Below are 23,925 nucleotides of genomic sequence, written 5' to 3' on the forward strand. Positions count from 1 at the left end.
GCCCCAGTCGGCGTCGGTCACGGTCGTCCCTCCTGCAGTCGGTTCAGCAACTTCGACAGTACGGCGTCGGTGTCCGCGCCCCCGGAGCGGTCCAGGGCCGCGATCTCGACCAGGGTGCCCTGGCCGTCGCGCCGGACCCGGATCCACACCCGGCGCGAGCGGATGAACAGCGAGCCCATCAGTCCGAGCAGGGCCAGCACGACCCCGAGCAGCGCGACGTCCTTGCCCGGGGTGGAGCTGATCTGGATCCGCTGCCAGGACACGACCTTGTCGAAGGTCACCGACCCGAGCCCGTTCGGCAGCTGCACGGTCTGGCCGGGCACGAGGTCGATGCGCAGCGGCTGGCCGGCCTTGCCGGGCAGCGGGGTGAGGTTGGCCTTGTCCAGGACGTAGACGGACTGCCCCGCCCCGGAGTCCAGACCGAGGTCACCGGTGTAGACGTTGAGCGAGAGCAGCGGGTTGGCGGCCTTGCCGCCGAGGTTGACCAGGTCGCCGTTGACGTTGGCGAACGTCGGGAAGAAGACGCCCTCGAGACCGATCTGTTGGGGCTGGGCGTCGGCGGCCTTGATCACGCCGAAGGAGAACAGGTCCGGCCGGCTGGGCAGGAAGGGCACCGGGCCGGAGCGGGCGATGTTGCCCTCGCCGTCGCGCACGGTGACCACCGGTGCGTAGCCGTGGCCGATGAGGAACAGCTCGGTGCCCCCGATGGCCAGCGGGTGGTTGACCCGCAGGTCGTACTGCTGGTCCGGCCCCCCTGGCTCCTCGGTGTAGTCCACGTCCGCGCTGAAGCCGCGGGCCATCCCCGAGGGCAGCCACTCGACGTCGAACTTGTCGACCGTGAACGAGAACGGGTCCATCCCGTCGGGGTCGAACAGGTTGCCGGGCACGAAGTCGTCGTACTGCGTGAGGTTGTTGCTGAAGGGCTGGCCCTGGACCAGGATCACGCCGCCCTTGAAGCCGAACAGCGTCCCGGCGGCGAAGCCCACCAGGACCACGAGCACGGCGAGGTGGAAGATCAGGTTGCCGAGCTCGCGCAGGTAGCCGCGCTCGGCGCTGACCGTCCCGGCCTCCGCGTCGCGGCGCAGCCGGTAGCGCTTGCTCTTGAGCAGCGCCCGCGCGCGCTCGAGCACGACGTCGGGCTCCTCCAGCGTGGAGTACGACGCGTGGGCGGGCAGGCGCGTCAGGTTGCGCGGGGCGGCCGGCGGCTGCGCGCGGAGCCCGCGCAGGTAGACGAAGGAGCGCGGCAGGATGCAGCCGATGAGCGAGACCACCAGCAGGATGTAGATCGCGGCGAACCACGGCGAGCCGTAGACGTTGAACAGGCCGAGCTTCTCGTAGATCGGCGTGAGCGTCTCGTGGGCGTCCTTCCACTGCCCCGCTCGCAGCGAGTCGACCCGCTCCTGCGGCACCAGCGAGCCGGGCACGGCGGCCAGGGCCAGCATCAGCAGCAGGATCAGCGCGATGCGCATGGAGGTCAGCTGGCGCCAGGCCCAGCGCACGAACTCGCGCAGGTTGAGCTCGCCCGAGCGGCGCTCGGGCGCCGGAGCGGTGGGCCGCTCCTGGGTCGCGGTCATCAGACGCTCACCTGGTAGTCGTTGACGAGGTGGCCCTGGACCCACTGCACGCCCTGGTCCCACCAGCCGGTGAGCAGCAGCACGCCGACCACGACCAGCATGACCCCGCCGGCGCGGGTGATCCACTGCTGGTGGCGCCGGACGAAGGCCAGCGCGCCGAGTGCGCGCCGCCAGGCCACGGCGGCGAGGATGAACGGCAGCCCGAGCCCGAGGGAGTAGAAGGCCAGCAGCACGCCGCCGCGGGTCACGCTCTCGCCGTACGCCAAGCCGAGGATCACCCCGAGCGTGGGGCCGATGCAGGGTGTCCAGCCGAGGCCGAAGAGGAAGCCGAGCAGGGGCGCTGCGGCCAGGCCGACGGCCGGCACCCGGTGCACCCGGACGTCGCGCTGGAAGATCGGCAGCAGCCCGGCGAAGACCAGCCCGAGCACGATCGCGAGGACGCCGAGGATGACGTTGAAGGTGCGGGAGTACTCGAAGAAGAACCGGCTCACGCCGGCCGTGGCGACGCCCAGGCTGACGAAGACGACCGCGAAGCCGAGGACGAAGAGCCCGGACCCGGCCAGCATCCGGCCGCGGTGCGGGGTGACCCGGGAGTCGGCGAGGTCAGCGCCGGAGAGCCCCGTGGTGTAGGAGAGGTAGCCCGGCAGCAGGGGGATGACGCACGGGGAGAAGAACGAGACCAGCCCGGCCACCACCGCGACCGGGACGGCGAGCAGCATCGAGCCCGAGCCCGCCGTGTCCCGCAGCCACTCGTTCACTTCCCGGCCGCCACGTCCTCGACCAGCTCGAGCAGGGTCGTCTTGGAGGGGATCTCGCCGCGGATCAGCGCCGCCACCCGGCCCTGGTCGTCGAGCACCATCGTGCTCGGCATGTCGCGGGGGTTGTAGGGCGGCGGGAAGTTGAGCAGCTGCTGGCTACCGAAGTCGTAGATCGAGGGGTAGGTGACGTCGAAGGTGCGCTCGAAGGCGAGCGCGTTGTCCTTGCTGGTGTCGCGGATGTTGATGCCCACCACGCTGGCGCCGTCGGCCAGCTCGCCGGAGGCCTCCTGCAGGATCGGGGCCTCCTTGCGGCACGGCGGGCACTCCGACCACCACACGTTGACCACGACCGGCTTGCCGCGCAGGTCGGCCAGGTCGAGCCGGTCGCCGCTGAGGGTCTCGCCGGAGAACTCCACCGGGCTCTTGCGTTGGGCCACCGGGATCGGCACGACGATGCTGTCGCCCGCGACGTAGTCCTTGCCCTCGGTGCCGTTGGCCTCGGTGCAGGCGGTGGCCGCGCCGACCGTCAGCGTGAGGACGGCGGCGAGCGCGGCGAGGCGGCGGACGGGCATCAGGCCGATCCCGTCCCCGGAGGGGCGGCCTCCTCGGGGGCGCCGCCGGCGGAGAACGGCGCACGGCGGTCCTTGGCCGGGATCAGGTCGCCGGCGGGCTCGCTGTAGGAGACCTGGGTGATGGCGTCGCCGACGAAGTGGAAGGAGGTGATCGAGCACAGCGTGCACTGCCGCTTGCGCGGGTCGTGCACGAACGAGCGGCGCTCGACGTGCAGCCGGGTGATCCAGATCGGCAGCTGGTGGGAGACCAGCACGGCCTCGTGGCCGGCCGCCTCCACGCGCGCGTCGTGCACCGCGGACATCATGCGGGCCACGACCTGCTTGTAGGGCTCGCCCCAGGACGGCTTCCACGGGTTCCACAGGTGGCGCCAGACGCCGGGCCGGCGCAGCACGTTGTCCTGGGTGAAGCGGGTGCCCTCGAAGACGTTGGTCGACTCGATGACGCGCTCGTCGGTGACGACCTCGAGGCCGTGGCTGGCGGCCGTGGGGGCCGCGGTCTCCTGCGCGCGCTCGAGCGGGGAGGAGCGGATGTGGGTGATGTCCCGGCCGGCCAGGGCCTCGCCCACGCGGTCGGCCATCCGGCGCCCGAGGTCGGAGAGGTGGTAGCCGTCGCGGCGGCCGTAGAGCACCCCCTCGGGGTTGTGCACCTCACCGTGGCGCAGCAGGTGGACGACGGTGTCCGGGGTCTGGCTCATGCGGTGCCCTCCTGGGCGGCGGCGGCGGCCGCGCGGGCGGCGGCGGGCAGGGCGTCGAGGACCGTCTGGACGGCCCGGTCGTCGTGGGCGGCGGAGACGAACCACGCCTCGTACGCCGACGGCGGCAGGTGCACGCCGGCCTCGAGCATGGCGTGGAAGAAGGCGGCGTACGCCGCGGAGTCGGTGCGCTGGGCGTCGTCGAAGTCGCGGACCGCCCCGTCGGGCCCGGCGTCGGTGAAGAAGACCGAGAACATGGTGCCGGTGGCCTGCACGACGTGGGGTACCCCGGCGGCGCCGAGCGCCTCGCTCGTGGCGGCCTTGATCGTGTCCGCCACGTGGTGCAGGTGGGCGTAGACCGCGTCGGTGGCGAGCCGGAGCGTGGTGAGCCCGGCGGTGGTGGCGATCGGGTTCCCCGACAGCGTGCCGGCCTGGTAGACCGGGCCCTCCGGCGCGAGCTGGTGCATGACGTCGGCGCGGCCGCCGAAGGCCGCAGCGGGGAAGCCACCGCCCATGACCTTGCCGAAGGTCACCAGGTCCGGTCGCCAGCCCTCGGTCTTGCCGTCCAGGCCCCACTGGCCCTCGCGGCTCACGCGGAACCCGGTCATCACCTCGTCGCTGACGAACAGTGCGCCGTGCTGGCGGCAGGTCTCGGCCAGGAACCGGTTGAAGCCCGGCTCCGGCGGGACCACGCCCATGTTGCCGGGCGACGCCTCGGTGACCAGGCAGGCGATCCGGTCGCCGTGCTCGGCGAACACCTTCTCCACGGCCGCGCGGTCGTTGTAGGGAAGCACAAGGGTGAGCTCGGTGCTGGAGGCCGGCACGCCGGGCGTGCCCGGCACCGCGAAGGTCGCGAGCCCGGAGCCGGCGCTGGCCAGCAGCGCGTCGACGTGGCCGTGGTAGCAGCCGGCGAACTTCACGACCAGGTCGCGGCCGGTGAACCCGCGGGCCAGCCGGATGGCCGACATGGTGGCCTCGGTCCCGGAGGAGACGAACCGGACCCGCTCGACCGGCGTCCGGGCCACGATCTCCTCGGCCAGCTCGACCTCGGGCCGGGTGGGCGTGCCGTACGACGTGCCGCGCGCGATCGCCTCGCGGACCGCCGCCTCGACCTCCGGGTGCGCGTGACCGAGCAGCATCGGGCCCCACGAGCAGATGAGGTCGACGTACTCGTGGCCGTCGACGTCGGTCAGCCACGCGCCGCGGGCGCTGGCGATGAAGCGCGGCGTGCCGCCCACGGCGTTGAACGCGCGGACCGGGGAGTTGACGCCGCCGGGGGTGACGGCGCGGGCGCGCTCGAACAGCGCAGCGGACTCGCGGGTCTCCCGGGGCACACCTCATTGTCGCCGAGCGGTCCCAACACGCCGCAACCGGCCACTGGTCTGCACCACAGGGAGCGTTTCACGTCACGTCGGTCGGGGAACGATCGTTCACGCAGTGATGGCGGTCACTCGGGGACACGCTGTCGTACCAGCGCGTAACTTGTCCGTCATCTAGTCGTTGGGGGTTGCGAACACGTCGGAGGGGACGTGCTCGTGCCACTGGGAGAGAGCGATGTCGAACCGATCCGGTCGCGTGGCCAAGGCCACCGCCCTGGTGCCGATGGCCCTGCTGTCGGCCGCCTGGACCGCCAGCATCGCGGGCGTCAGCTCGCCGATCGCCAACGCCGGGGCCACGCCCAACCCGACGCTGCCCGACGGCACCAGTGTCCCGGCCCAGGCCATCGAGGCCCCGGCCAGCGTCACCGACGGCTCCGTGCTGTCCGCCGGCGCCGGCGGCGTCCAGGCCGCGCAGATCGTCGACACCGCCTCGACCTCCTCCATCCCGTCCGCCGCCCTCGCGGCCTACCAGCGCGCCGAGACCGTCATCAACGCCGCCGACGAGTCCTGCCACCTCCCCTGGCAGCTCGTCGCCGCCATCGGCCGCGTGGAGTCCAACCACGGCCGCGCCGACGGCAACGTGCTGAACGACGACGGCGTGGCCACCCCCGGCATCTTCGGCGTGGCCCTCAACGGTGCCAACCAGACCACCGAGATCGTCGACACCGACGCGGGCCAGTTCGACGACGACACGCAGTACGACCGCGCCGTCGGCCCCATGCAGTTCATCCCCTCGACCTGGTCGGTCGTGGGCGTGGACGCCGACGGCGACGGCGTGCGCAACCCGCAGGACGTCGACGACGCCGCCCTCGGCACCGCCGTCTACCTCTGCTCCGGCGACGACGACCTCTCCACCGAACCCGGCCAGCGCGCCGCGGTCTACCGCTACAACCACAGCCAGTCCTACGTCGACCTGGTCCTGGCCATCACGAAGGCCTACGAGGAGGGCGACTTCACCTCGGTGCCCAACGGCACGGTCATGGCCGGCGAGCTGACCCGCACGCCGCCGCCGCTGCACGCACCCGCCTCCCCCAAGCCCGACCAGCAGATCAAACCGCCGCAGAACGACGGCAACGACGACGACGTCACCACCGACACCCCGACCACGACCACCGACGACGACGGCGACGACCAGCCCACCGGCAACCCGACGCCCAACGACAACAACGACAACAACGGCGGCGGCGGTGGTGGCGGCGGCGGCGGCGGCGGCGGCGGCAACAACAACGGCGGCGGTGGAGGCGTCCACGTCCCGGGCACCAACGTCTCCGTGCCCCCGCTGCCCACCACCAGCATCCCGCCCGTCGACGACGTCCTCACCCTGGCCCAGGCCACCCTCCAGTGCACCCTCGACGGCCTCAACCAGCTGCTGAACCCCAACGCCTTCCAGGCCTGCCTCGACAACTACATGAAGTAGAGGCAGGACCCCGCGTCCACCCGCCCCGCCCACCCCCAACCCAGTGAGGGCGGAGGCGACGGTGGCGCCGCCGACCAGGTCGCCTGTGGACTGACCCGGCACGGCGGACCGGGCCCACCGTCGAGGGCTGGACCCGCGGCGTGGTGCACGCACGCCGGACGCAAGCGGGCCGGGAGCAGTCGCGTGCAACACGGCGTCGGTTGTCCCTCGGCGGTTGGCCCGGTCCGGCGGGACGGATCAGTCCACAGGCGACCGGACCCGAGAGCGGTGCCACGAGACGCAGCACCCAGAGCGATCAACCCCGGAACAGACCCGCAGCCTCAGTCGCCCAGTAGGTCAGCACGATGTCCGCCCCCGACCGCCGAATGCTCGCGAGCGTCTCCACGATCGCCTGCTCTCGGTCGATCCAGCCGTGGGCCGCCGCGGCCTCGACCATGGCGTACTCCCCCGAGATGTTGTACGCCGCCACGGGGACGTCGACGGCGTCGCGGACCCGGCGGATGACGTCGAGGTAGGCCAGGGCCGGCTTCACCATGACGATGTCGGCGCCCTGCTCGACGTCTAGCAGCGCCTCGCGCACGCCCTCGCGGCCGTTGGCCGGGTCCTGCTGGTAGGTGCGCCGGTCGCCCTGGAGCGAGCTGTCGACGGCCTCGCGGAAGGGGCCGAAGAAGGCTGAGGCGTACTTCGCGGAGTAGGCCAGGATGCCGAGGTCGGTGTGGCCGTCGGCGTCGAGGGCGTCGCGGACCACGCGGACCTGGCCGTCCATCATGCCGCTGGGGCCGACCATGTCGACGCCGGCGTCGGCGTGGGCCAGCGCCATCTGGGCGTAGACGGCCAGCGTGCGGTCGTTGTCGACGCGGCCGTCGCTGGTCAGCACGCCGCAGTGGCCGTGGTCGGTGAACTCGTCCAGGCAGAGGTCGCTCATCACGGTGAGCGCGTCGCCGACCTCGCCGACCACGTCGGTGATGGCCAGGTTGAGGATGCCGTTCGGGTCGAGGGCGCCCGAGCCCTCGGCGTCCTTGTGCTCGGGGATGCCGAAGAGCATCACGCCGCCGACGCCGGCCTCGGCGGCCTCGTGCACCGCCCGGAGCAAGGAGTCCCGGCTGTGCTGGACGACGCCGGGCATGGAGCTGATCGGCTTCGGCTCGGTGAGCCCCTCGCGGACGAAGACCGGGAGGATGAGCTGCTCGGGTGCGACGACGGTCTCGGCGACCATCCTGCGCAGCACCGGCGTACGACGCAGCCGCCGGGGCCGGACCAGGGGACCGGCCACCGGGTGGGCGGCGTCGTCGGGCATCAGCGGGCCTTGGACCGCCGGGCCGCGGGCTTGCGCTCGGAGGGCCGGGTGACCGGGTCGCCGGAGTCGAGCATCGACAGCCGCCGGGCGGCGCCGAAGTCGGCCAGCGCGTCGACCAGCGCGTCGACGTCCGGCTTCGGGGCCAGCACGTCCACGCGCAGCCCGTGCTCCTCGGCCGTCTTGGCCGTGGCGGGACCGATCACCGCGATGATCGTCGAGGCGTGCGGCTTGCCGGCGATGCCGACCAGGTTGCGCACGGTCGAGGACGAGGTGAAGACGACGGCGTCGAACTTGCCGGTCTTGATCGCGTCGCGGGTGCTGGCCGGCGGCGGGGTGGCGCGCACGGTGCGGTACGCCGTGACGTCGTCGACCTCCCAGCCCAGGTCGATCAGGCCGGCGACGAGCGTCTCGGTGGCGATGTCGGCGCGCGGCAGGAAGACCCGGTTGATGGGGTCGAGCAGGTCGTCGAACTCCGGCCAGTCCTCGAGCAGGCCGGCGGCGGACTGCTCGCCGGAGGGCACCAGGTCGGCGCGGAGGCCCCAGGCCGCGATGGCCTGCGCGGTCTTGTCGCCGACCGCGGCGATCTTGAGCCCGGAGAAGGCACGCGCGTCGAGGCCGTACTCCTCGAACTTCTCGCGCACCGCCTTGACCGCGTTCACCGAGGTGAAGGCGATCCACTCGTAGCGGCCCTCGACCAGACCGCGCACGGCCTTGTCCATCTGCAGCGGGTTGCGCGGCGGCTCGACCGAGATGGTCGGGACCTCCTCGGGTACCGCGCCGTAGCCGCGCAGCCGCGCGACGAGCGGGCCGGCCTGGTCCTTGGTGCGGGGCACCAGCACGCGCCAGCCGAACAGCGGCTTGGTCTCGAACCACGACAGCGTCTCGCGCAGGTCCACGACCTCGCCGATGACGATCACGGCGGGCGGCGACATCCGGGCGGCGCGGGCGTCCACGCCGATGGAGTCCAGCGTCGAGCAGACCGTGACCTGCTCGGTGGTGGTGCCGACCCGGGTCATGGCGACGGGGGTCTGGGGCGCGCGACCCGCAGCGATGAGGGCCTTGGCGATGTCGCCGACCATGTTCACGCCGGAGAGCACGACGAGGGTCCGGTCGTCGGCGTACGCCGCCCAGTCGACCTTGTCGTGGGCGGTGACGACGGTGAGCTCGCGGTGCTTCTGCGTGGTCAGCGGGATGCCGGCGTACGCCGGGACCGCGGCGACCGACGAGACGCCGGGGACGATCTCGAAGCCGATCTCGGCCTTGGCGCAGGCCTGGGCCTCTTCGGGACCGGAGGCGTAGAGGAACGGGTCACCGCTCATCAGCCGGACCACGCGCTGGCCCTTCTTGGCGTGCTTGACCACGACCTTGGCGCGCGCGGCGTGGGTCAGCGGCTGGCCGTCCTCGCCGAAGCCGCCGTCGACGAAGACCGGGGTCTCGCACTCGGCCGGCAGGGCCAGCAGCCGGCGGACCAGGTCGACGTGCTCGGGCTGCTCGGTCACGACGACCTCGGCCTGTTCGAGCAGTGTCACCGCGCGGACGGTCAGCAGGTCGGGGTCACCCGGCCCGCTGCCCACGAAGGACACCCAGCCGCGGCCCGTCGTGCGGGTCGCCTCGGTGGTGGTGGCGGTCTTGCCTCGCGTCATGCGTCGTGCACCCTGTCTGTGGCTGGGTCGGTTGCTGCGTCTTGGTGTGCTGCGGGTCCTGCGGGTCCTGCGTCGAGCTCGGCCGCCCCGTCGGCGAGCATCTCCTTGGCCAGCCGGGCGCCGAGCCCGGCGGCGTCGTCGGGGGCGCCGGTGGCCGACATCCGGACCGAGAGGCCGCCGTCGCGGGAGAGCGCGACCGCGCGCACCCACAACTCCTCCCCGTCCTCGCCCTCGACCAGCTCGGCCAGTGCCCCGATCGGCGCGGAGCAGCCGCCCTCGAGGGTGGCCAGCACCGCGCGCTCGGCCTCGACCGCCGCCCGGCTCGCCCGGTCGTCCAGCGCGGTCAGCGCGTCGGCCAGCGCGTCGTCGGCCCGGCACTCCACCGCGAGGGCACCCTGCCCGGGCGCAGGCAGCACCTGCAACGGGTCGAGCACCTCGGTGACCTCCTCGAGCCGGCCGATCCGGGCCAGCCCGGCGCGGGCGAGGAGCACGGCGTCGTACTCCCCGGACCGGACCTTCGCGATCCGGGTGTCGACGTTGCCACGAACGCCGACCACGTCCAAACCGAGACCGAGGGCGTGCAGCTGCGCCACCCGCCGCGGGGAGCCGGTGCCGACGCGCGCGCCGACCGGGAGCTCGCCGAGGGTGAGACCGTCGCGGGCCACGACGACGTCGCGCGGGTCCTCGCGGGTGGGTACGGCGGCCAGCGCGATCCCTTCGGGCGCGGCGGTCGGCAGGTCCTTGAGCGAGTGCACCGCGACGTCGACCTCGCCGCGCAGCAGCGCGTCGCGCAGGGCGCTGACGAAGACGCCGGTGCCGGAGTCGGGCAGCGCGCTGATCGGGGTCCCGGTGGCCTGGGTGCGGTCGCCGTGGGTGAGGACCTCGACCAGCTCGGTCTCGAGGCCGAGCCGCTCGCGGAGCATCGCGGCGACCAGCTCGGACTGGGTCTTGGCCAGCACCGAGGCGCGGGTGCCGATGCGCACGGTGCTCACCGTGCTCACGACAAGCCCTCGGGACGGGTCACCGCGTCGACCGCGTCGGGGTCGAGGGCGAACAGCTCGGCCAGGGCGGCGGCGTAGGAGACCGCTCCGGTCTCGTTGGCCAGCTCCTTGACCCGCACCGTCGGCTGGTGGAGCAGCTTGTCGGCCACCCGGCGGATGGTGTGCAGGACCTCGGCGCGCTCCTGCGGGGTCAGCGCCGGCAGCCGGTGCTCGAGGCGGTCCATCTCCGCGTCGACCACCGAGGTGGCCATGGTGCGCAGGGCCACGAGGGTCGGGGTGACGCTGGCCGAGCGGCGCGCGGCCAGGAAGGCCGAGACCTCCTGGGTCACGATCCGCCGGACCTCGTCGACCTCGCGGCCGGCCTCGCTGGCCTCGAGCTCGTCGGCCAGGTCGGCCAGGTCGATGCGGGTCACACCGTCGAGCTCGGCCACGGCCGGGTCCACGTCGTGCGGCAGGGCCAGGTCCACGAAGACCAGGTCGCCCTCGCCGCGGGTGGCCTCGACCAGGCCGCGGCTGACCAGCAGGCCCGGGGCGCCGGCGCAGGTGAGGACCAGATCCACCCGGCCCAGGACCGAGGGGGAGCTCGGCCAGCGGGACCGCGGTGCCGGCGTACTCACCGGCCAGGCGCTGGGCCCGCTCGAGCGTGCGGTTGACCACGATCACCTCGGCGGCCCCGCGGCGCGCCACGGTGGCGGTGGCCAGAGCGGCCATGCTGCCGGCGCCGACCACGGCGACCCGGGCGCCCGCGACGTCGCGGCCGTGGCGCGCGGCCCGGTCGAGCGCGGCGGTGACCAGGGTCGGGGCGGCGTGGTCGATGTCGGTCTCGGCCCGGGACCGCTTGCCGACGCGCAGCGCCTGCTGGAACAGCACGTTGAGCGACGGGCCGACCGTCCCGAGCTCCTGGCCCAGCCGGAGCGCGTCGCGGGTCTGGCCGAGGATCTGGCCCTCGCCCACCGCCATCGAGTCCAGCCCGGAGGCGACCTGGAACAGGTGGGAGACCGCGCCGTCGTCGTAGTGGACGTAGAGGTGCGGCACCAGCGCCTCGGTGCTGCCGCCGGCCGGCTCGACGAGCAGCCGCGACAGCTCCTCGACCGACCCGTGGAAGCGGTCGACGTCGGCGTAGATCTCCACGCGGTTGCAGGTGGCGATGACCGCGGCCTCGGTGACGTGCTCGCACGCCGCGACGGCCTGCACCAGCTTGGGCACGGCGTCGGCGTCCGGCGCGACCTGCTCCAGCAGCGAGACCGGTGCGGAGTTGTGGGAGACGCCGACGACCAGGACGCTCACGCCGTCGCCTCCGCCTGCTTGCGCTGCTCGTGGTAGGCCAGGATCTGCAGCTCGATGGAGAGGTCGACCTTGCGGACGTCGACGCCCGCGGGCACCGCGATCACGGTCGGTGCGAAGTTGAGGATGCTGCTGATGCCGGCCTCGACCATCCGGTCCGCGACGTCCTGCGCGGCCGTGGCGGGCGTGGCGATGACCCCGATGGCGACGCCGTGCTCGCGCACGATCGCGTCGAGGTCGGCGAAGTCGCGCACGTCGATGCCGGCGACGACCTCGCCGCGTCGCGTCGGGTCGGCGTCGAGCAGTGCGACCACCCGGAAGCCGCGGCTGCGGAAGCCGGAGAAGTTGGCCAGGGCGTGCCCGAGGTTGCCGATGCCGACGATGACCACGGGCCAGTCCTGGGTCACGCCGATCTCGCGGGCGATCTGGTAGCGCAGGTAGTCCACGTCGTACCCGACCCCGCGCGTGCCGTAGCTGCCGAGGTAGGAGAGGTCCTTGCGCAGCTTGGCGCTGTTGACCCCTGCGGCCGCGGCCAGCTCCTCGCTGGAGCACGTCGCGGTGCCGTTGTCGACCAGCGTCGTGAGCGCCCGGAGGTAGACGGGCAGGCGCGCGACGGTGGCCTCGGGGATGTCCCGGGCGCTGTCGGTCGTGCGGGCGCTCACCAGACCTTCTCTCCAGCCGCGGAGGGAGGCCATCGGGCCATCGCAGTTCCGCCGGCACCGCCACTCTAAGAGTTTGTGAACGAGAGAACAAAACCAGCGGAGGTGTCCTCCGACACGTCGTCGCCGCGCACTTGTAACGCGCAGTTACCGGCACTTCCGACCCGTTGCAACGGGTCGGAAGTGCCGGTAACTGCGCGTTACAAGTTCTCCGGGGCGGTCAGGGCGGCGCGGAGCCGGGTCTCGTCCACCCGCCAGAAGTCGTGCTGCCGGCCGTCGACGAGGGTCACCGGGATCTCCTCGCCGTAGCGCTCGAGCAGCGCGGGGTCGTCGAGGATCGAGAGCTCGGCGTAGGACTCGCCCAGGTCGGCGCACACGCGCTCGATGACCGCCCGGGCGTCGTCGCAGAGGTGGCAGCCGGGCTTGGAGTAGAGCGTCACGCGGGCGCTCACTGCTCGAGCAGCCCCAGCGCCCGGCGCCGCTCCATGCCGCGCAGCCGGCCCTTCTGCACCTTGCCGGTGACGCCGACGGGCAGCTCGGGGACGACCTCGATGCGCCGGGGCTGCTTGAAGCGGGCCAGCCGCTGCTCGCAGTGGGTGCGTACGGCGTCCGCGAGCGTCGCGGGGTCGCCCGACGACACGACGTAGGCCACCACGGCCTCGCCGGTCTCGGGGTCGTCGACACCGATGACCGCCGCCTCGCTGACGCCGGGGACCTCGCGGATCACGTCCTCGACCTCGACCGGGTAGACGTTGAAGCCCGAGACGATCACCAGCTCCTTGAGCCGGTCGACGAGGAACAGGTCCCCGGTCGCGTCGAGGAAGCCGACGTCGCCGGTGGACCACCAGCCGTCCTGGTCAGGACCGAGCGAGCCGTCGGGCCAGTAGCCGCTGAACAGGTTCGCGCCCTTGACCTGGATCTCGCCCGGGTCCTCGCCCTCGGGCGGGCGTCCGGTCTCGTCGACCAGCCGCAGCTCGATGCCGGGCAGCGCGGCGCCGACCGAGCCGGGCTGCAGGGACGGCGAGCAGAGCGTCGAGGTGACGACGGGCGAGGCCTCGGTCAGGCCGTAGCCCTGGTGGACCGGGATGCCGGTCAGCTCGGTGAACTCGGTGGCCAGCTCGGGCGAGAGCGGCGCGGAGCCGGACAGCATGAGGCGCACCGGCCCGAGCCGCTCGCGCAGCCCCTCGACACCGCGCCAGTAGGCGAAGACGGGCGGTGCGACCGGGACCACCGAGCACGCCTCGTCCTCGATCAGGTCGAGGGTGCCCTGCGGCTCGAAGCGCCCGGCCAGCACCAGCTTGGCCCGGTGGCGCATGACCACGCCGAGCACGCCGTTGAGCCCGTAGACGTGGAACAGCGGCAGCACGCCGAGCACCACGTCGTCGCCGTGGACCATGGGCGGGTCCACCTGCGCGACCTGCTCGACGTTGGCCAGCAGCGCGCGGTGGGTGAGCATCGCGGCACGCGGGCGGCCCGACGTACCGCTGGTGTAGAGCAGGGCCGCGAGCTTCTCCGGGTCGAGCAGCGGCGGCACGGGTCGGGGCGAGTCGGCGCGCAGGTGGTCGTAGGACCGCTCCCCCGGCTGCAGGGTGCCGCCGACGACGACGATGCGCGGGACGACCAGGCGGGCGAGGAGGTCGGCCTCGATCGAGCCGGCCGGGTGCTCGACCGCGCGGGCCTCCTGCAGCATCCGCGCGGCCTCGCGGACCGCGGTCACGGTGTCGGCGTCCGCGACCACCATCCGCGAGCCGGAGTCGGCGACCATGCGGGCCAGCTCGCCGGCCTGCGACGTCGGGTTGACCGGTACGGCGACCGCCTGCGCCCGGAGCACTCCGAGGTAGGTCGTGACGAACTCGATGCGGTTGCCCAGCACCAGCATCACGCGGTGCCCGGCCACGATGCCCGCGGCGCCGAGGCCGGTCGCGACCCGGCTCACCTCGTCGTCGAGCTCACCCCAGGTCACCCGGCGCCCGCCGGACTCCACGACAGCGAGCCGGTCGGGGTCCTCGGCCGCGGCGCGGGCGAGCAGGTCCGCGACGTCGGTCGGCGCCGCGTGCGCCTGATCCGCCCCCTCGGCCATGCACGGATGATTCCACACGCGCCGGTGGCCTAGGGTCGCTCCGTGGCTCCACCCGACCGGCCGCGCACGCCGCTCAACCTCCAGCAGCGCTCGACGCTGGCGGGCGAGGCGGCCGCCGCCGCGGCCGAGGTCGAGACCGCCCTGCACCACCCGGCGGACGCCACGGCGGCGGCGTTCTTCGACGTCGACAACACGCTGATGCAGGGCGCCAGCATCTTCCACCTCGCCCGCGGGCTGCACCGGCGCGAGTTCTTCACGACCCGCGACATCCTCGGCGCGATGTACAAGCAGCTCTACTTCCGCGTGGTCGGCGTCGAGGACCCCGAGCACGTGGCCGAGACCCGGGCGGCGGCGCTCAGCTTCATCGAGGGGCACACGGTCCGCGAGCTGCAGGACCTCGGCGAGGAGATCTTCGAGGAGGCCATGGCGCACCGGATCTGGCCCGGCACCCGCGCCCTGGCCCAGCTCCACCTCGACCAGGGCCAGCGGGTCTGGCTGGTGACCGCCGCGCCGGTCGAGATCGCCCAGATCATTGCCCGGCGCCTCGGGCTCACCGGCGCCATGGGCACGGTGGCCGAGCACGTGGACGGCGTCTACACCGGCCGGCTGGTCGGCGACATGCTGCACGGCCCGGCCAAGGCCGAGGCCATCAAGGCCCTCACCGCCCGGGAGGGGCTGGACCTGGGCCGCTGCTCGGCGTACTCCGACTCCTACAACGACCTGCCCATGCTCAAGCTGGTCGGCGACCCCTGCGCGATCAACCCCGACGCCAAGCTGCGGGCCTACGCACGCGAGCAGGGCTGGCGGGTCCGCGACTACCGCACCGGTCGCAAGGCGGCCCGCGCCGGGCTCCTGGTGGGCGCGCTGGCCGGGGCGGCCAGCGGCGCGGTGGCCGCCGGGATCTCGCTGCGCGGCAAGAGGGAGTAGGCCGATTCTTCCCGTGTTGTGACTAACTCTTCTAGGATCGGGTAGTTGCACCACGGGGGAACGAGGGAGGGACTCCTGTGCCCGGTTGGGGACCGCAGGTGATGCGTGGACTCGACGCGCTGCGCGTCGCGGTCGCGTGCGCCCTCGAGCCCGGGACCCCCGCCCTCGCGCTCGCCGAGGTCTCCGACCGCTCCGGCGGTCGCCGCAGCCGCTCGGCCCACGACGGCTGGCTGCTGAGCGAGGCGGCCGCCCGGGACAGCGTCGGCGAGGGCCGCGGCGTCGGGCAGGGCTACGGCGACGCCGACCTGGCCGCCTCCTCCGAGGAGAGCGAGGAGGACCGCTCCCGCCTCATCGCGCTGGTCGAGCTGGCCCGCAAGGGCGACAGCGACGCGTTCGGACTGCTCTACGACCACTACCAGGGCGCGGTCTACCGCTTCCTCTTCTACCGCACGCGCTCGAGCACCCTGGCCGAGGACCTCACGTCGGAGACGTTCTTCCGGGCGCTGCGCAACATGCAGAACTTCCGCTGGCAGGGCAAGGACTTCGGCGCCTGGCTGATGACCATCGCCCGCAACCTGGCCACCGACCACTTCAAGGCCGGTCGCACCCGCCTCGAGCTGGCCACCGAGGACATGGGCGTGCACGACGACGCCACCGAGGGCCCCGAGCACGCCGTGCTGGCCAGCCTGACCAACGAGGTCCTGCTGCAGGCGCTCACCGAGCTGCCCGCGGAGCAGAAGGACTGCCTCATCATGCGCTTCCTGCAGGGGATGAGCATCGCCGAGACGGCCGCCGTGCTGGGCCGCAGCGAGGGCGCGGTCAAGCAGCTCCAGCTGCGGGGCGTGCGCAACCTGGCCAAGCTGATGCCCGAGGGGATCCGCTGATGCCCGGTTCTCTGCGTTCGCGCGTAACCCCGGCGGCCCCCGCTTCGTTGTGGGTGGCGTCGGCGCCTCGACACGGGGACGGCGTCGGCGACCACCAGACAGGACCGCAGCGATGACCCCCCTGTTCCCGGCACGCCGTGCCGAGCGATTCGACCAGCTGGTCGAGGGCGGGCGGCGAGACGACGCCGCAGGAGCCGTCGACCCCGCGACCGCGGAGCTGCTCGAGCTGGTCAGCGCGCTGCGGGCCGCTCCGGAGCCCGAGGCCCGGCCGGCGTTCGTCTCCGACCTGCGCGCCCAGCTCATGGCCGCCGCCGAGACCGAGCTGGTCCCGGCCCCCGCCCGCTCCCGCGACGACGTCGCCCGGCTCACGATCACCCCGCGCCGCGGCCGGGGCGAGCGCCGCGTCAGCGTCGCCCTCGGCGCCGTCGCGATCATCGGCGCGACCACGTCGATGGCGGTGGCCTCCCAAGGCGCCCTCCCCGGTGACACGCTCTACCCGCTCAAGCGGGCGATCGAGAACACCCACACCGGCATCAGCGTGGGCGACGACGCCAAGGGCAAGACCATGCTCGGCAACGCCTCGGACCGCCTGAGCGAGGTCCGCGAGCTGTCCGGCAAGCCGGACCCGGACGCCCAGCTCATCGCGCAGACGCTCACCACCTTCTCCGACCAGGCCGGCGAGGCGGGCGATCACCTCATCAAGGACTTCCAGGAGAACGGCGACCAGAGCGCGATCAAGGACCTCATGCAGTTCACGCACCAGAGCGTGGAGACCTTGAGCGACCTCGAGTCCGCGATCCCCGACGGCGCCCACGACGCCCTGGTCGACGCGGCCGCCGTGGTCATGAGCCAGGACGCCACCGCCAGCAACCTCTGCCCGACCTGCGGTGAGCCGATCACCGAGCTGCCCGCGCAGCTCGTGGCCGGCGCCACCACCGCGGTCGGCGACGCCGCCGACGCCCTCACCGAGGCCGGCGAGCAGCTGACCCAGCCCCCGCCGAGCGAGGACGCGACCATCGGCGGCGGCAAGAACGACCCGAGCGGCATCGACCCACCCACCAACCCGGTCCAGGTTCCCTCGGTCATCCCGACCCCCAGCGTGGTCCCCACCGACGGCGGGGGTCTGCAGGACGTGGTCCCCACCCCGCCCGGCGGCCTCGGTGGCAACGGTGACGGCGGGAAGGGCGACGGCGGCAAGGGTGGCAAGGGCGGCAAGCTCGACACCAAGACCCCGACCGCGCCCGTCGACCTGACCCCGGTGACCGACACCGTCAACCAGGTCGTCACCGGCGTCGTCGAGAGCGTCAACGGACTGCTCAACGGCCTCACCGGCGGCCTCACCGGCGGTCTGACCGGATCCGGCACGGGTGGTGGCGCCGGGACCGGCGCCGGCCAGTAGTCCTCGCGGACGACGCTCCTAGCGGAAGACCGACTGCCGCTGCATGAGCAGCGAGTAGAGCGTGGACTGGATGGTCTCGCGCACCTCGTCGGTGACGTTGAAGACTAGCATCGGGTCGTCGGCCGCGCCGGCGTCGAACTCGTCGGTGCGGATCGGCTCGCCGAACTCCAGCAGCCACTTGCTGGGCAGCGGCACCAGGCCGAGCGGGCCCAGCCAGGGGAACAGCGGGGTCACCGGGAGGTAGGGCAGGCCGAGCACCCGCGCCAGCGAGGGCAGGTTGGCCACCAGCGGGTAGATCTCCTCGGCGCCGACGACCGAGAGCGGGATGATCGGCACCTGGGTGCGCAGCGCCGCGGAGACGAAGCCGCCCCGCCCGAAGCGCTGGAGCTTGTAGCGCTCGGCGTACGGCTTGCCGATGCCCTTGAAGCCCTCGGGCCAGACGCCGACCAGCTCGCCGCTGCGCAGCATCCGCTCGGCGTCCTCGGCGCAGGCCAGGGTGGTGCCGCCCTTGCGGGCCAGGCTGCTCACCACCGGCATCTTGAAGACCAGGTCGGCACCGAGCGGGCGCAGGAAGCGACCGGTGGTGTCGTGGATGGACACCATGGTCATCAGCCCGTCGACCGGGATGGTGCCGGAGTGGTTGGAGACCACGAGCGCGCCGCCCTCGGCGGGGATGTTCTCGGCGCCGCGGACCTCGATGCGGAACCACTTCTGCGCGATCGGGCGCAGCGCGGCCAGGAAGAAGCGCTCGGTGATCTCCTGGTCGAAGCCGTACTCGTCGACGACGTAGTCACCGGTCACCCGGCGGCGCAGGAAGGCCAGGAACCGGGCCAGCTGCGGCTCCCACTGCTCGCCGAACAGCTCGCGCGAGGCGTGCTGGAAGGCGGCCAGCCAGTCGCCGGCCGGGATGCCAGTGGTGGGCTCCCGCTCGACGGCGTACGCCGGGGGGCGGGGCCGCTCGGCCACGGGCGGGCTCGTCGCGGGCTCGTCGGGCGTGACCGGGGCGGGGCGGTCGGCACCGTCGATCCGGTCGCCGGCCTGTGCGCGCGGCCGCTGGCTCGGCCGCTGGCCCGACTGCTGGCTCGGCTGCTGGCTCGGCTGCTTCCCGGGCGGGTTCGACGGGCCGCCGGCCAGGCTGCGCGAGGCGGCGGACGGCTTGCCGTTGCCCTGGCCGCGCCCGGGGCGCCCGCGGGTGCCGATCGGGATGATCTCGGCGTCACCCACGCGACTCGCCCCCGGCGGTGCCGGTCACCGAGGTGAGCGCGGGCGGGTCGGTGGGCGAGGGCAGCTGGTCGAGCACGGCGGTCAGCGCACGCTCGACCCGGCCACCGGTGGGCGTCAGGCCGGCTGCGAAGTCCTCGAAGGCGCTGGCCGTGGTGAACGACGGCTCGAAGCCGAGCCGCTCGCGCATCCGCGTGGTGTCCACGCCGCGACCGTAGGTGAGGAAGCTGAGCTGTTCCGGAGAGAAGTCGGCCAGCCGGGCGCTGCGCAGCACGTTGCCGACGCCGCCGACCGCGAAGCCGGGCATCGGCACCGTCGGGCGCCGCAGCCGGCGCAGGGCCTGGGAGAGCATGAGCACGCCGTCGCCGGCCACGTTGAAGGTGCCGGGCAGGTCGGCGCGCACCGCGTGCACCAGGAGGTCCATCAGGTCCTGCTCGTGCAGGAACTGCAGGCGGGCGTCGAAGCCGAGCACGGTCGGGATGACCGGCAGCCGGAAGTACGATGTGATCGGGCTGACCACGTGCGGGCCGATGACGTTGGCGCAGCGCAGGGTGGTGACCCGGACGTCGGGGCGGCGGCGGGCGAAGCCGCGGACGTAGCCCTCGATCTCGGCGACGTCCTTGGCGTAGCCCGAGCGCGGGGCGCGCCGCGGCTCCATGTCCTCGGTGAACATGGCCGGGTCGCGGTTGCTCGCGCCGTACACCGTGGTCGTCGACTTCACCACGAGGTGCTGCACGCTCGGCGCCTTCTGGCACGCAGCGAGCAGCTGCATGGTGCCGATGACGTTGAGCTCCTTCATCGTGCCGCGCCCGCCGGCGCTGCCCGGCGTCGAGATCACGCTCATGTGCACGACCGTGTCGACGTCCTCCTTGGCGATCACCTTGGCGATCACCGGGTTGCGGATGTCGGCGCGGACGAAGGACACGTCGCCGACGTCCCCGCGGGGCGGGACGACGTCGACGCCGATGACCCGGGCCACGGTCGGGTCCTGGGCGATGGCGCGCGCCGAGCGGCGGCCGAGGTCTCGGGAGACCCCGGTCACGAGGACGACCCGGTCGCGGGTCCGTCCCTGGGCGCTCGCCATCTCAGACCCTGTCTGTGGGGGACGGGGAGGCGGTGGTTACTTGCCGAGCTTGCGACGCTGCACGCGCGTCTTCTTCAGCAGCTTGCGGTGCTTCTTCTTCGCCATGCGCTTGCGCCGCTTCTTGATGACCGAACCCACGGTGTACCTCTCGCCACGGACAGCCCGGGACGGCCACGAGCCGCACCCCAGCATCCCGTGGTCACTCCACAGGACCGGGCAAGCCTATCCGCCGCACCGTGAGGCGCCGAATGGGCGAGACGTGAGGTGGCCGACAGCCTCCCCGCGCGTGGACGGCGCAGGTCAGCCGGCGCTGTAGAAGCTCTTGCGGAGGTACTCGTTGACGTCCTCCTCGACCACCCGGAACGAGCGGCCGACGCGCACGGCAGGCAGGTCACCGTTGTGGACCAGGCGATACACCGTCATCTTCGAGACGCGCATCATCGCCGCGACCTCGGCCACGGTGAGGAACTTCGCCTCCGACATGTCCCCCGAACCAACCATCGTGCACCGTTCTTCCTCGGCCTCGCGTCACCGGCTTCCCCACCGGTGAGCATCGCGCTGCCTCCTCAGGGAGAATAGAGGCAGTTGTGACTCATGGGGAATAGGTTCGCGAAAGTGCCTGCAGTTGTCTGGGCGTGTCGACTTGATCCGGACGGGTCGGAGGCTCAGGGCAGCGGGTCGAGCCCGTGCAGCGGGAAGAGCGCCGTCCGGGTCGCGTTGACCTCGCGGTCCAGCCACGCGTCGGGGTCGTAGCCCTCGCGCCAGTCGCGGTACGCCGGCGTGCGGCCGTCGGTCATCGAGCGCGGCGCGCTGACGCCGGTGCGCTCCAGGACGTAGGCGCGCCAGGCCTCGGGCGTCGGCGTGGCCGGGTCCACCGGGCGGCCGGCGACGGCGCCGAGCAGGTGGCTCCACGCGCGCGGGACGACGTCGACGAGCGCGTAGCCCCCGCCGCCCGTGGCCACCCAGCGACCGCCGGTGACCTCGTGGGCCAGCTCGTGCAGGGCGAGGTACGCCGCGCGCTGGCCGTCCACGCTGAGCATCAGGTGGGCGAGCGGGTCCTCGGCGTGGGAGTCGCAGCCGTGCTGGGTCACCAGCACCTCGGGCGCGAACTCGCGGACCAGGTCGGGCACGACGGCGTGGAAGGCCCGCAGCCAGCCGGCGTCGCCGGTGCCGGGCGGGAGGGCCACGTTGGCCGCGGAGCCCTCCGCGCCGGGGCCGCCGACGTCCTGGGCGAAGCCGGTGCCGGGGAAGAGGAACTGCCCGGTCTCGTGCACGGAGATGGTGAGCACCCGGGGGTCGTCCCAGAAGACCGCCTGCACCCCGTCGCCGTGGTGCACGTCGACGTCGACGTAGGCGATCCTCTGCACGCCGGCGTCGAGCAGGGAGCGGATGCCGATGGCCACGTCGTTGTAGACGCAGAAGCCGCTGGCCCGGTCGGGCATCGCGTGGTGCAGGCCGCCGGTGATGTTGGCGGCGTGCAGGGCCTCGCCGCTGCCGACCAGCCGGAAGGCCTCGAGGCTGGCGCCGACCACGTGCGCCGCCGCCTCGTGCATCCCGAGGAAGACCGGGTTGTCGTCGCTGCCCAGCCCGACCTCGAGCTCGGCCCGGCCGGTGCGGCCCGCACGCTGGACGGCCTCGATGAGCCGCTGGTCGTGGACGGTCGCGATCTCCTCGTCGGTGGCGTGGCGCGCGGGGACCACGCGCAGCGCGCCGCCGGTGGTGACACCGAGCTCGTGGGCCAGCTGCATGGTCAGCGCGACCCGGACCGGGGCCATCGGGTGGGCGGGGCCGAAGTCGTAGTCGGTCAGCGTGGGGTCGAAGACCACCGCGCTCGGGCCCGTGCACCCGCTGGCCCCCTCCATGTCCGCGACGCTACCGTGGGCGCGTGCTGACGACGCGTCGTACCCAGTGGTGGCCCGCCTGACGGCGGCCACCTGTCCTCACGCACCTCTTCCTTCCGGCCGCCCACGGGCGGCCGTTCGCTACGCGTCCCACCCGTGGGCTCTCTCACCAGGAGCTCCACCCATGACCCGCACGCTCTCCCTGCTCACCCCCTCCGGGCACCTGACCCTCGGCTCCTACCTCGGGGCCCTGCTGCCGATGTCGCGTCGCCAGGACGACGCCTTCTACGGCCTCTCCGACCTGCACGCCCTGACCGTGACGCACGCGCCGGCCGAGGTCCGCGCGTACGCCGACGAGATGGCCACGCTGTTCCTCGCGGTCGGGCTGGACCGGGCCACGCTGTTCCGGCAGAGCCACGTCCCGGCGCACGCGCAGCTGGCCTACCTGCTCGAGTGCGTCGCGACGACCGGTGAGCTGAACCGGATGGTGCAGTTCAAGGAGAAGGGTCGCGGCGTGGACTCGACGCGGGTCTCGCTGTTCACCTACCCGGCGCTGATGGCGGCCGACATCCTGCTCTACCGACCCGCCGCCGTGCCGGTCGGCGCGGACCAGAAGCAGCACGTCGAGCTGGCCCGGGACCTGGCCCAGCGGTTCAACCGGCTCTACGGACCGGTCTTCGTCGTGCCCGAGGTGGTCACCGCCTCCGACGGCTCCGCGCGGGTGATGGACCTGCTGCACCCCGACCGGAAGATGTCGAAGTCCGCCGACACCGCCGGCACCATCCACCTGCTCGATCCGCCCGACGTCGTGCGCCGCAAGGTCTCCCGCGCAGTGACCGACTCCGACACCGGCCCGTCCGCGGTGCGCTCCGACCCGGCCAAGCCGGGCGTGTCCAACCTGCTCGCGGTCCTGGTGGCCTGCGGTGGCTCGGCCGACGGCCTGACGACGTACGGCGCGCTCAAGGCGGCGGTGACCGATGCGGTCGTGGCCACGCTGGCGCCGGTGCAGGAGCGGCACGCCGAGCTGGCCGCCGACCCGGCGCACGTCGCCTCGGTGTTCGAGGCGGGCGCCGCGCGGTGCCGGGAGGTCACCGCGCCGGTGCTGGCCGCGGCGCAGTCAGCGATCGGGCTGTGAGAGCGCCCAGGCCTGTCCGACCGGCCGGAAGGCGCGGTCGGTGCCGCCCACGGTGACCAGCCGGTCGCCGGCCCAGACCGAGGCGAGGTCCTGGCGGATCGGGGAGCCGGGGCGGCCGAGCAGCGTCCAGGTGCCGGCGTCGTCGTCGTAGACGAAGCCGCCGACGGCGACGAGCGGTCCGGACGCGGCGTCCAGGGGCCAGGCGTCGGCCCCGGCGTCGCCGTACGCCGGCGGGTCGCCGGCCAGCGGCGACCACGCTCCGGTCGAGGGATCGAGCCGGCCGCCGTGGGGGTAGGGCCGGTCCCAGGCGTCGACCTCGCCGCCGTCGTCGCTCCCGAAGTCGGGGTTGACCAGGTGCTGCCCGGTCCAGTGCACGAACGGCCCGGTCTGACCCGTCTCGGGCAGCCGCCGCCACGTCGTGCCGTCCCACAGGTCGGCCCGGGTCAGGGTCGGCTCGTCCGGGGCCGTGTCCCTGTCGTCGGCCCCGATGAGCACCACCCCCACGGGCGTGGCGAACAGCCCGCTGTCGCGCAGCCGCGGCGCGAGGTCGTCGCTCGGCAGGTCGCTCCAGGTCCGCGTGGCCAGGTCGAGGGCCTGCACCTGGGCGCGGACGTGGCTGTAGACCACACCGTCCAGCGCCGTCTCGGGAGCGCCCCCCGCGCCCGCCGGCAGCGCGGTCCAGGCGTCGGCCGTCGCGTCGTAGGACCACCACTGCCGGTCGTCGCCGACCACCGGCACGCCGTCGACGACCACGTGCCCGGTGAACCGGTCCACCTCCAGGGGTGCGTCGGCCAGGGGGCGCCAGGCGTCACGGTCCGGGTCGTACGCCGCGCCGTCGCGGGTGCCGTCGTGCTGGTCCACGCAGCTGGCGCTGGGCGGGCAGCCCGAGCCGGTGTGACCGCCGAGGGCCAGCACCTCCGAGCCCGTCCAGGCGAGCAGCGGGCCGTAGCGCGCCGACAGCGGCGGGTCGGCGGCCCGGCTCCAGGTGCCCGCCGACGGCCGGTCCACCGTGCCGTCCGCGTCGGCGCAACCGGCGAGGGCCAGGGCGAGCAGGAGCGCGGCGAGGAGGCGCATCCGG

General features: G+C 73.3%; 23 protein-coding genes and 1 pseudogene. 5 read left to right on the top strand and 19 right to left on the bottom strand.

Annotation, left to right across the window (positions count from 1 at the left end; all coding sequences use genetic code 11):
* Positions 1-17: 17 nt before the first annotated feature.
* Genes resB through hemL form a run of 5 tightly spaced genes read right to left on the bottom strand, consistent with a single transcriptional unit; the run spans position 18 to position 4,930 of the window.
* Entirely contained in the window at positions 18-1,574 is a 1,557-nt protein-coding gene (gene resB, locus G5V58_RS19900; protein WP_165236589.1) for a cytochrome c biogenesis protein ResB, read from the bottom strand.
* The gene (locus G5V58_RS19905) at positions 1,574-2,332 is read right to left on the bottom strand and encodes a cytochrome c biogenesis CcdA family protein (protein ID WP_165236591.1); all 759 of its coding nucleotides are present in this window, start codon (positions 2,330-2,332) and stop codon (positions 1,574-1,576) included. The genes resB and G5V58_RS19905 overlap by 1 nt, the downstream gene beginning before the upstream one ends.
* A complete protein-coding gene (locus tag G5V58_RS19910; RefSeq protein WP_165236593.1) occupies positions 2,329-2,904 on the bottom strand; it encodes a TlpA disulfide reductase family protein in 576 nt (191 codons plus the stop codon). The genes G5V58_RS19905 and G5V58_RS19910 overlap by 4 nt, the downstream gene beginning before the upstream one ends.
* The gene (locus G5V58_RS19915; RefSeq protein WP_165236595.1) at positions 2,904-3,599 is read right to left on the bottom strand and encodes a histidine phosphatase family protein; all 696 of its coding nucleotides are present in this window, start codon (positions 3,597-3,599) and stop codon (positions 2,904-2,906) included. The genes G5V58_RS19910 and G5V58_RS19915 overlap by 1 nt, the downstream gene beginning before the upstream one ends.
* On the bottom strand, positions 3,596-4,930 hold the full coding sequence (hemL, locus tag G5V58_RS19920; protein WP_165236597.1) for a glutamate-1-semialdehyde 2,1-aminomutase: 1,335 nt from the start codon (positions 4,928-4,930) through the stop codon (positions 3,596-3,598). The genes G5V58_RS19915 and hemL overlap by 4 nt, the downstream gene beginning before the upstream one ends.
* A gap of 220 nt (positions 4,931-5,150) precedes the next feature.
* On the opposite strand from hemL, the gene G5V58_RS19925 reads away from it, so the two are divergent.
* Positions 5,151-6,392, top strand: a complete 1,242-nt coding sequence (locus G5V58_RS19925) for a lytic transglycosylase domain-containing protein (protein WP_165236599.1) — start codon at positions 5,151-5,153, stop codon at positions 6,390-6,392.
* Positions 6,393-6,687: 295 nt separating this feature from the next.
* On the opposite strand, the gene hemB is transcribed toward G5V58_RS19925, so the two are convergent.
* From hemB to G5V58_RS19960, 8 genes and pseudogenes are all read right to left on the bottom strand, one after another.
* Positions 6,688-7,689 (bottom strand): porphobilinogen synthase, encoded by a 1,002-nt coding sequence (hemB, locus tag G5V58_RS19930; protein ID WP_230486776.1) that lies wholly within the window; start codon positions 7,687-7,689, stop codon positions 6,688-6,690.
* Positions 7,689-9,332 carry a uroporphyrinogen-III C-methyltransferase gene (cobA, locus tag G5V58_RS19935; protein ID WP_165236601.1) on the bottom strand — a complete coding sequence of 548 codons (1,644 nt, stop codon included), beginning with the start codon at positions 9,330-9,332 and terminating at the stop codon, positions 7,689-7,691. Before cobA ends, hemB begins: the two co-directional genes overlap by 1 nt.
* Positions 9,329-10,333 (bottom strand): hydroxymethylbilane synthase, encoded by a 1,005-nt coding sequence (gene hemC, locus G5V58_RS19940; protein WP_456237809.1) that lies wholly within the window; start codon positions 10,331-10,333, stop codon positions 9,329-9,331. The genes cobA and hemC overlap by 4 nt, the downstream gene beginning before the upstream one ends.
* A complete protein-coding gene (locus G5V58_RS26450; protein WP_268991239.1) occupies positions 10,330-10,893 on the bottom strand; it encodes a glutamyl-tRNA reductase in 564 nt (187 codons plus the stop codon). Before G5V58_RS26450 ends, hemC begins: the two co-directional genes overlap by 4 nt.
* 79 nt (positions 10,894-10,972) lie before the next feature.
* A pseudogene (hemA, locus tag G5V58_RS19945) lies at positions 10,973-11,620 on the bottom strand (glutamyl-tRNA reductase); the annotation flags it as partial.
* A complete protein-coding gene (locus G5V58_RS19950) occupies positions 11,617-12,312 on the bottom strand; it encodes a redox-sensing transcriptional repressor Rex (protein WP_165236603.1) in 696 nt (231 codons plus the stop codon). The pseudogene hemA and the gene G5V58_RS19950, both read right to left, overlap by 4 nt.
* A 164-nt stretch (positions 12,313-12,476) precedes the next feature.
* Complete coding sequence (locus tag G5V58_RS19955; RefSeq protein ID WP_165236605.1) at positions 12,477-12,728, bottom strand: glutaredoxin family protein; 252 nt, start codon at positions 12,726-12,728, stop codon at positions 12,477-12,479.
* Positions 12,725-14,356: a class I adenylate-forming enzyme family protein gene (locus tag G5V58_RS19960; RefSeq protein ID WP_165236607.1), complete on the bottom strand. Its 1,632-nt coding sequence runs from the start codon at positions 14,354-14,356 to the stop codon at positions 12,725-12,727. Before G5V58_RS19960 ends, G5V58_RS19955 begins: the two co-directional genes overlap by 4 nt.
* A gap of 42 nt (positions 14,357-14,398) precedes the next feature.
* Here G5V58_RS19960 and G5V58_RS19965 point away from each other — a divergent pair, with 42 nt between their 5' ends.
* The 3 genes from G5V58_RS19965 (at position 14,399) to G5V58_RS19975 (ending at position 17,566) form a co-directional block, all read left to right on the top strand.
* Positions 14,399-15,283, top strand: coding sequence for an HAD family hydrolase (locus tag G5V58_RS19965; protein WP_165236609.1), 885 nt, complete (start codon positions 14,399-14,401; stop codon positions 15,281-15,283).
* Between the two features lie 101 nt (positions 15,284-15,384).
* Positions 15,385-16,167: a sigma-70 family RNA polymerase sigma factor gene (locus G5V58_RS19970; protein ID WP_230487385.1), complete on the top strand. Its 783-nt coding sequence runs from the start codon at positions 15,385-15,387 to the stop codon at positions 16,165-16,167.
* Positions 16,168-16,279: 112 nt separating this feature from the next.
* On the top strand, positions 16,280-17,566 hold the full coding sequence (locus tag G5V58_RS19975; protein WP_165236613.1) for a DUF5667 domain-containing protein: 1,287 nt from the start codon (positions 16,280-16,282) through the stop codon (positions 17,564-17,566).
* 18 nt (positions 17,567-17,584) lie between these two features.
* On the opposite strand, the gene G5V58_RS19980 is transcribed toward G5V58_RS19975, so the two are convergent.
* The 5 genes from G5V58_RS19980 to G5V58_RS20000 form a co-directional block, all read right to left on the bottom strand.
* Positions 17,585-18,790 carry a lysophospholipid acyltransferase family protein gene (locus G5V58_RS19980; protein WP_165236615.1) on the bottom strand — a complete coding sequence of 402 codons (1,206 nt, stop codon included), beginning with the start codon at positions 18,788-18,790 and terminating at the stop codon, positions 17,585-17,587.
* Positions 18,783-19,871, bottom strand: coding sequence for an NAD-dependent epimerase/dehydratase family protein (locus tag G5V58_RS19985; protein ID WP_165236617.1), 1,089 nt, complete (start codon positions 19,869-19,871; stop codon positions 18,783-18,785). The genes G5V58_RS19980 and G5V58_RS19985 overlap by 8 nt, the downstream gene beginning before the upstream one ends.
* A 36-nt stretch (positions 19,872-19,907) precedes the next feature.
* Positions 19,908-20,009 carry a 30S ribosomal protein bS22 gene (locus G5V58_RS19990; RefSeq protein WP_008356322.1) on the bottom strand — a complete coding sequence of 34 codons (102 nt, stop codon included), beginning with the start codon at positions 20,007-20,009 and terminating at the stop codon, positions 19,908-19,910.
* Between the two features lie 162 nt (positions 20,010-20,171).
* Entirely contained in the window at positions 20,172-20,354 is a 183-nt protein-coding gene (locus tag G5V58_RS19995; RefSeq protein WP_230486778.1) for a helix-turn-helix domain-containing protein, read from the bottom strand.
* Between the two features lie 182 nt (positions 20,355-20,536).
* On the bottom strand, positions 20,537-21,733 hold the full coding sequence (locus G5V58_RS20000) for an acetoin utilization protein AcuC (protein ID WP_165236621.1): 1,197 nt from the start codon (positions 21,731-21,733) through the stop codon (positions 20,537-20,539).
* A 163-nt stretch (positions 21,734-21,896) separates the two neighbouring features.
* Between G5V58_RS20000 and trpS the strand changes: the two genes are divergently transcribed.
* Entirely contained in the window at positions 21,897-22,847 is a 951-nt protein-coding gene (gene trpS / locus G5V58_RS20005) for a tryptophan--tRNA ligase (protein ID WP_165236623.1), read from the top strand.
* Here trpS and G5V58_RS20010 read toward each other — a convergent pair.
* Positions 22,830-23,921 carry a Kelch repeat-containing protein gene (locus tag G5V58_RS20010; RefSeq protein WP_165236625.1) on the bottom strand — a complete coding sequence of 364 codons (1,092 nt, stop codon included), beginning with the start codon at positions 23,919-23,921 and terminating at the stop codon, positions 22,830-22,832. The genes trpS and G5V58_RS20010 overlap by 18 nt on opposite strands.
* Positions 23,922-23,925: the final 4 nt, after the last annotated feature.

The organism is Nocardioides anomalus (genome assembly GCF_011046535.1).
GTDB lineage: Bacteria > Actinomycetota > Actinomycetes > Propionibacteriales > Nocardioidaceae > Nocardioides > Nocardioides anomalus.

Coding starts and splice junctions, on each gene's coding strand:
- G5V58_RS20010 (WP_165236625.1), bottom strand. CDS start 23,921: ATGCGCCTCCTCGCCGCGCTCCTGCTCGCCCTGGCCCTCGCCGGTTGC.
- cobA (WP_165236601.1), bottom strand. CDS start 9,332: ATGACGCGAGGCAAGACCGCCACCACCACCGAGGCGACCCGCACGACG.
- G5V58_RS19960 (WP_165236607.1), bottom strand. CDS start 14,356: ATGGCCGAGGGGGCGGATCAGGCGCACGCGGCGCCGACCGACGTCGCG.
- G5V58_RS19925 (WP_165236599.1), top strand. CDS start 5,151: ATGTCGAACCGATCCGGTCGCGTGGCCAAGGCCACCGCCCTGGTGCCG.
- G5V58_RS19985 (WP_165236617.1), bottom strand. CDS start 19,871: ATGGCGAGCGCCCAGGGACGGACCCGCGACCGGGTCGTCCTCGTGACC.
- G5V58_RS19910 (WP_165236593.1), bottom strand. CDS start 2,904: ATGCCCGTCCGCCGCCTCGCCGCGCTCGCCGCCGTCCTCACGCTGACG.
- hemB (WP_230486776.1), bottom strand. CDS start 7,689: ATGCCCGACGACGCCGCCCACCCGGTGGCCGGTCCCCTGGTCCGGCCC.
- G5V58_RS19915 (WP_165236595.1), bottom strand. CDS start 3,599: ATGAGCCAGACCCCGGACACCGTCGTCCACCTGCTGCGCCACGGTGAG.
- G5V58_RS19970 (WP_230487385.1), top strand. CDS start 15,385: ATGCGTGGACTCGACGCGCTGCGCGTCGCGGTCGCGTGCGCCCTCGAG.
- G5V58_RS19950 (WP_165236603.1), bottom strand. CDS start 12,312: ATGGCCTCCCTCCGCGGCTGGAGAGAAGGTCTGGTGAGCGCCCGCACG.
- resB (WP_165236589.1), bottom strand. CDS start 1,574: ATGACCGCGACCCAGGAGCGGCCCACCGCTCCGGCGCCCGAGCGCCGC.
- G5V58_RS19975 (WP_165236613.1), top strand. CDS start 16,280: ATGACCCCCCTGTTCCCGGCACGCCGTGCCGAGCGATTCGACCAGCTG.
- trpS (WP_165236623.1), top strand. CDS start 21,897: ATGACCCGCACGCTCTCCCTGCTCACCCCCTCCGGGCACCTGACCCTC.
- G5V58_RS20000 (WP_165236621.1), bottom strand. CDS start 21,733: ATGGAGGGGGCCAGCGGGTGCACGGGCCCGAGCGCGGTGGTCTTCGAC.
- G5V58_RS19995 (WP_230486778.1), bottom strand. CDS start 20,354: ATGTCGGAGGCGAAGTTCCTCACCGTGGCCGAGGTCGCGGCGATGATG.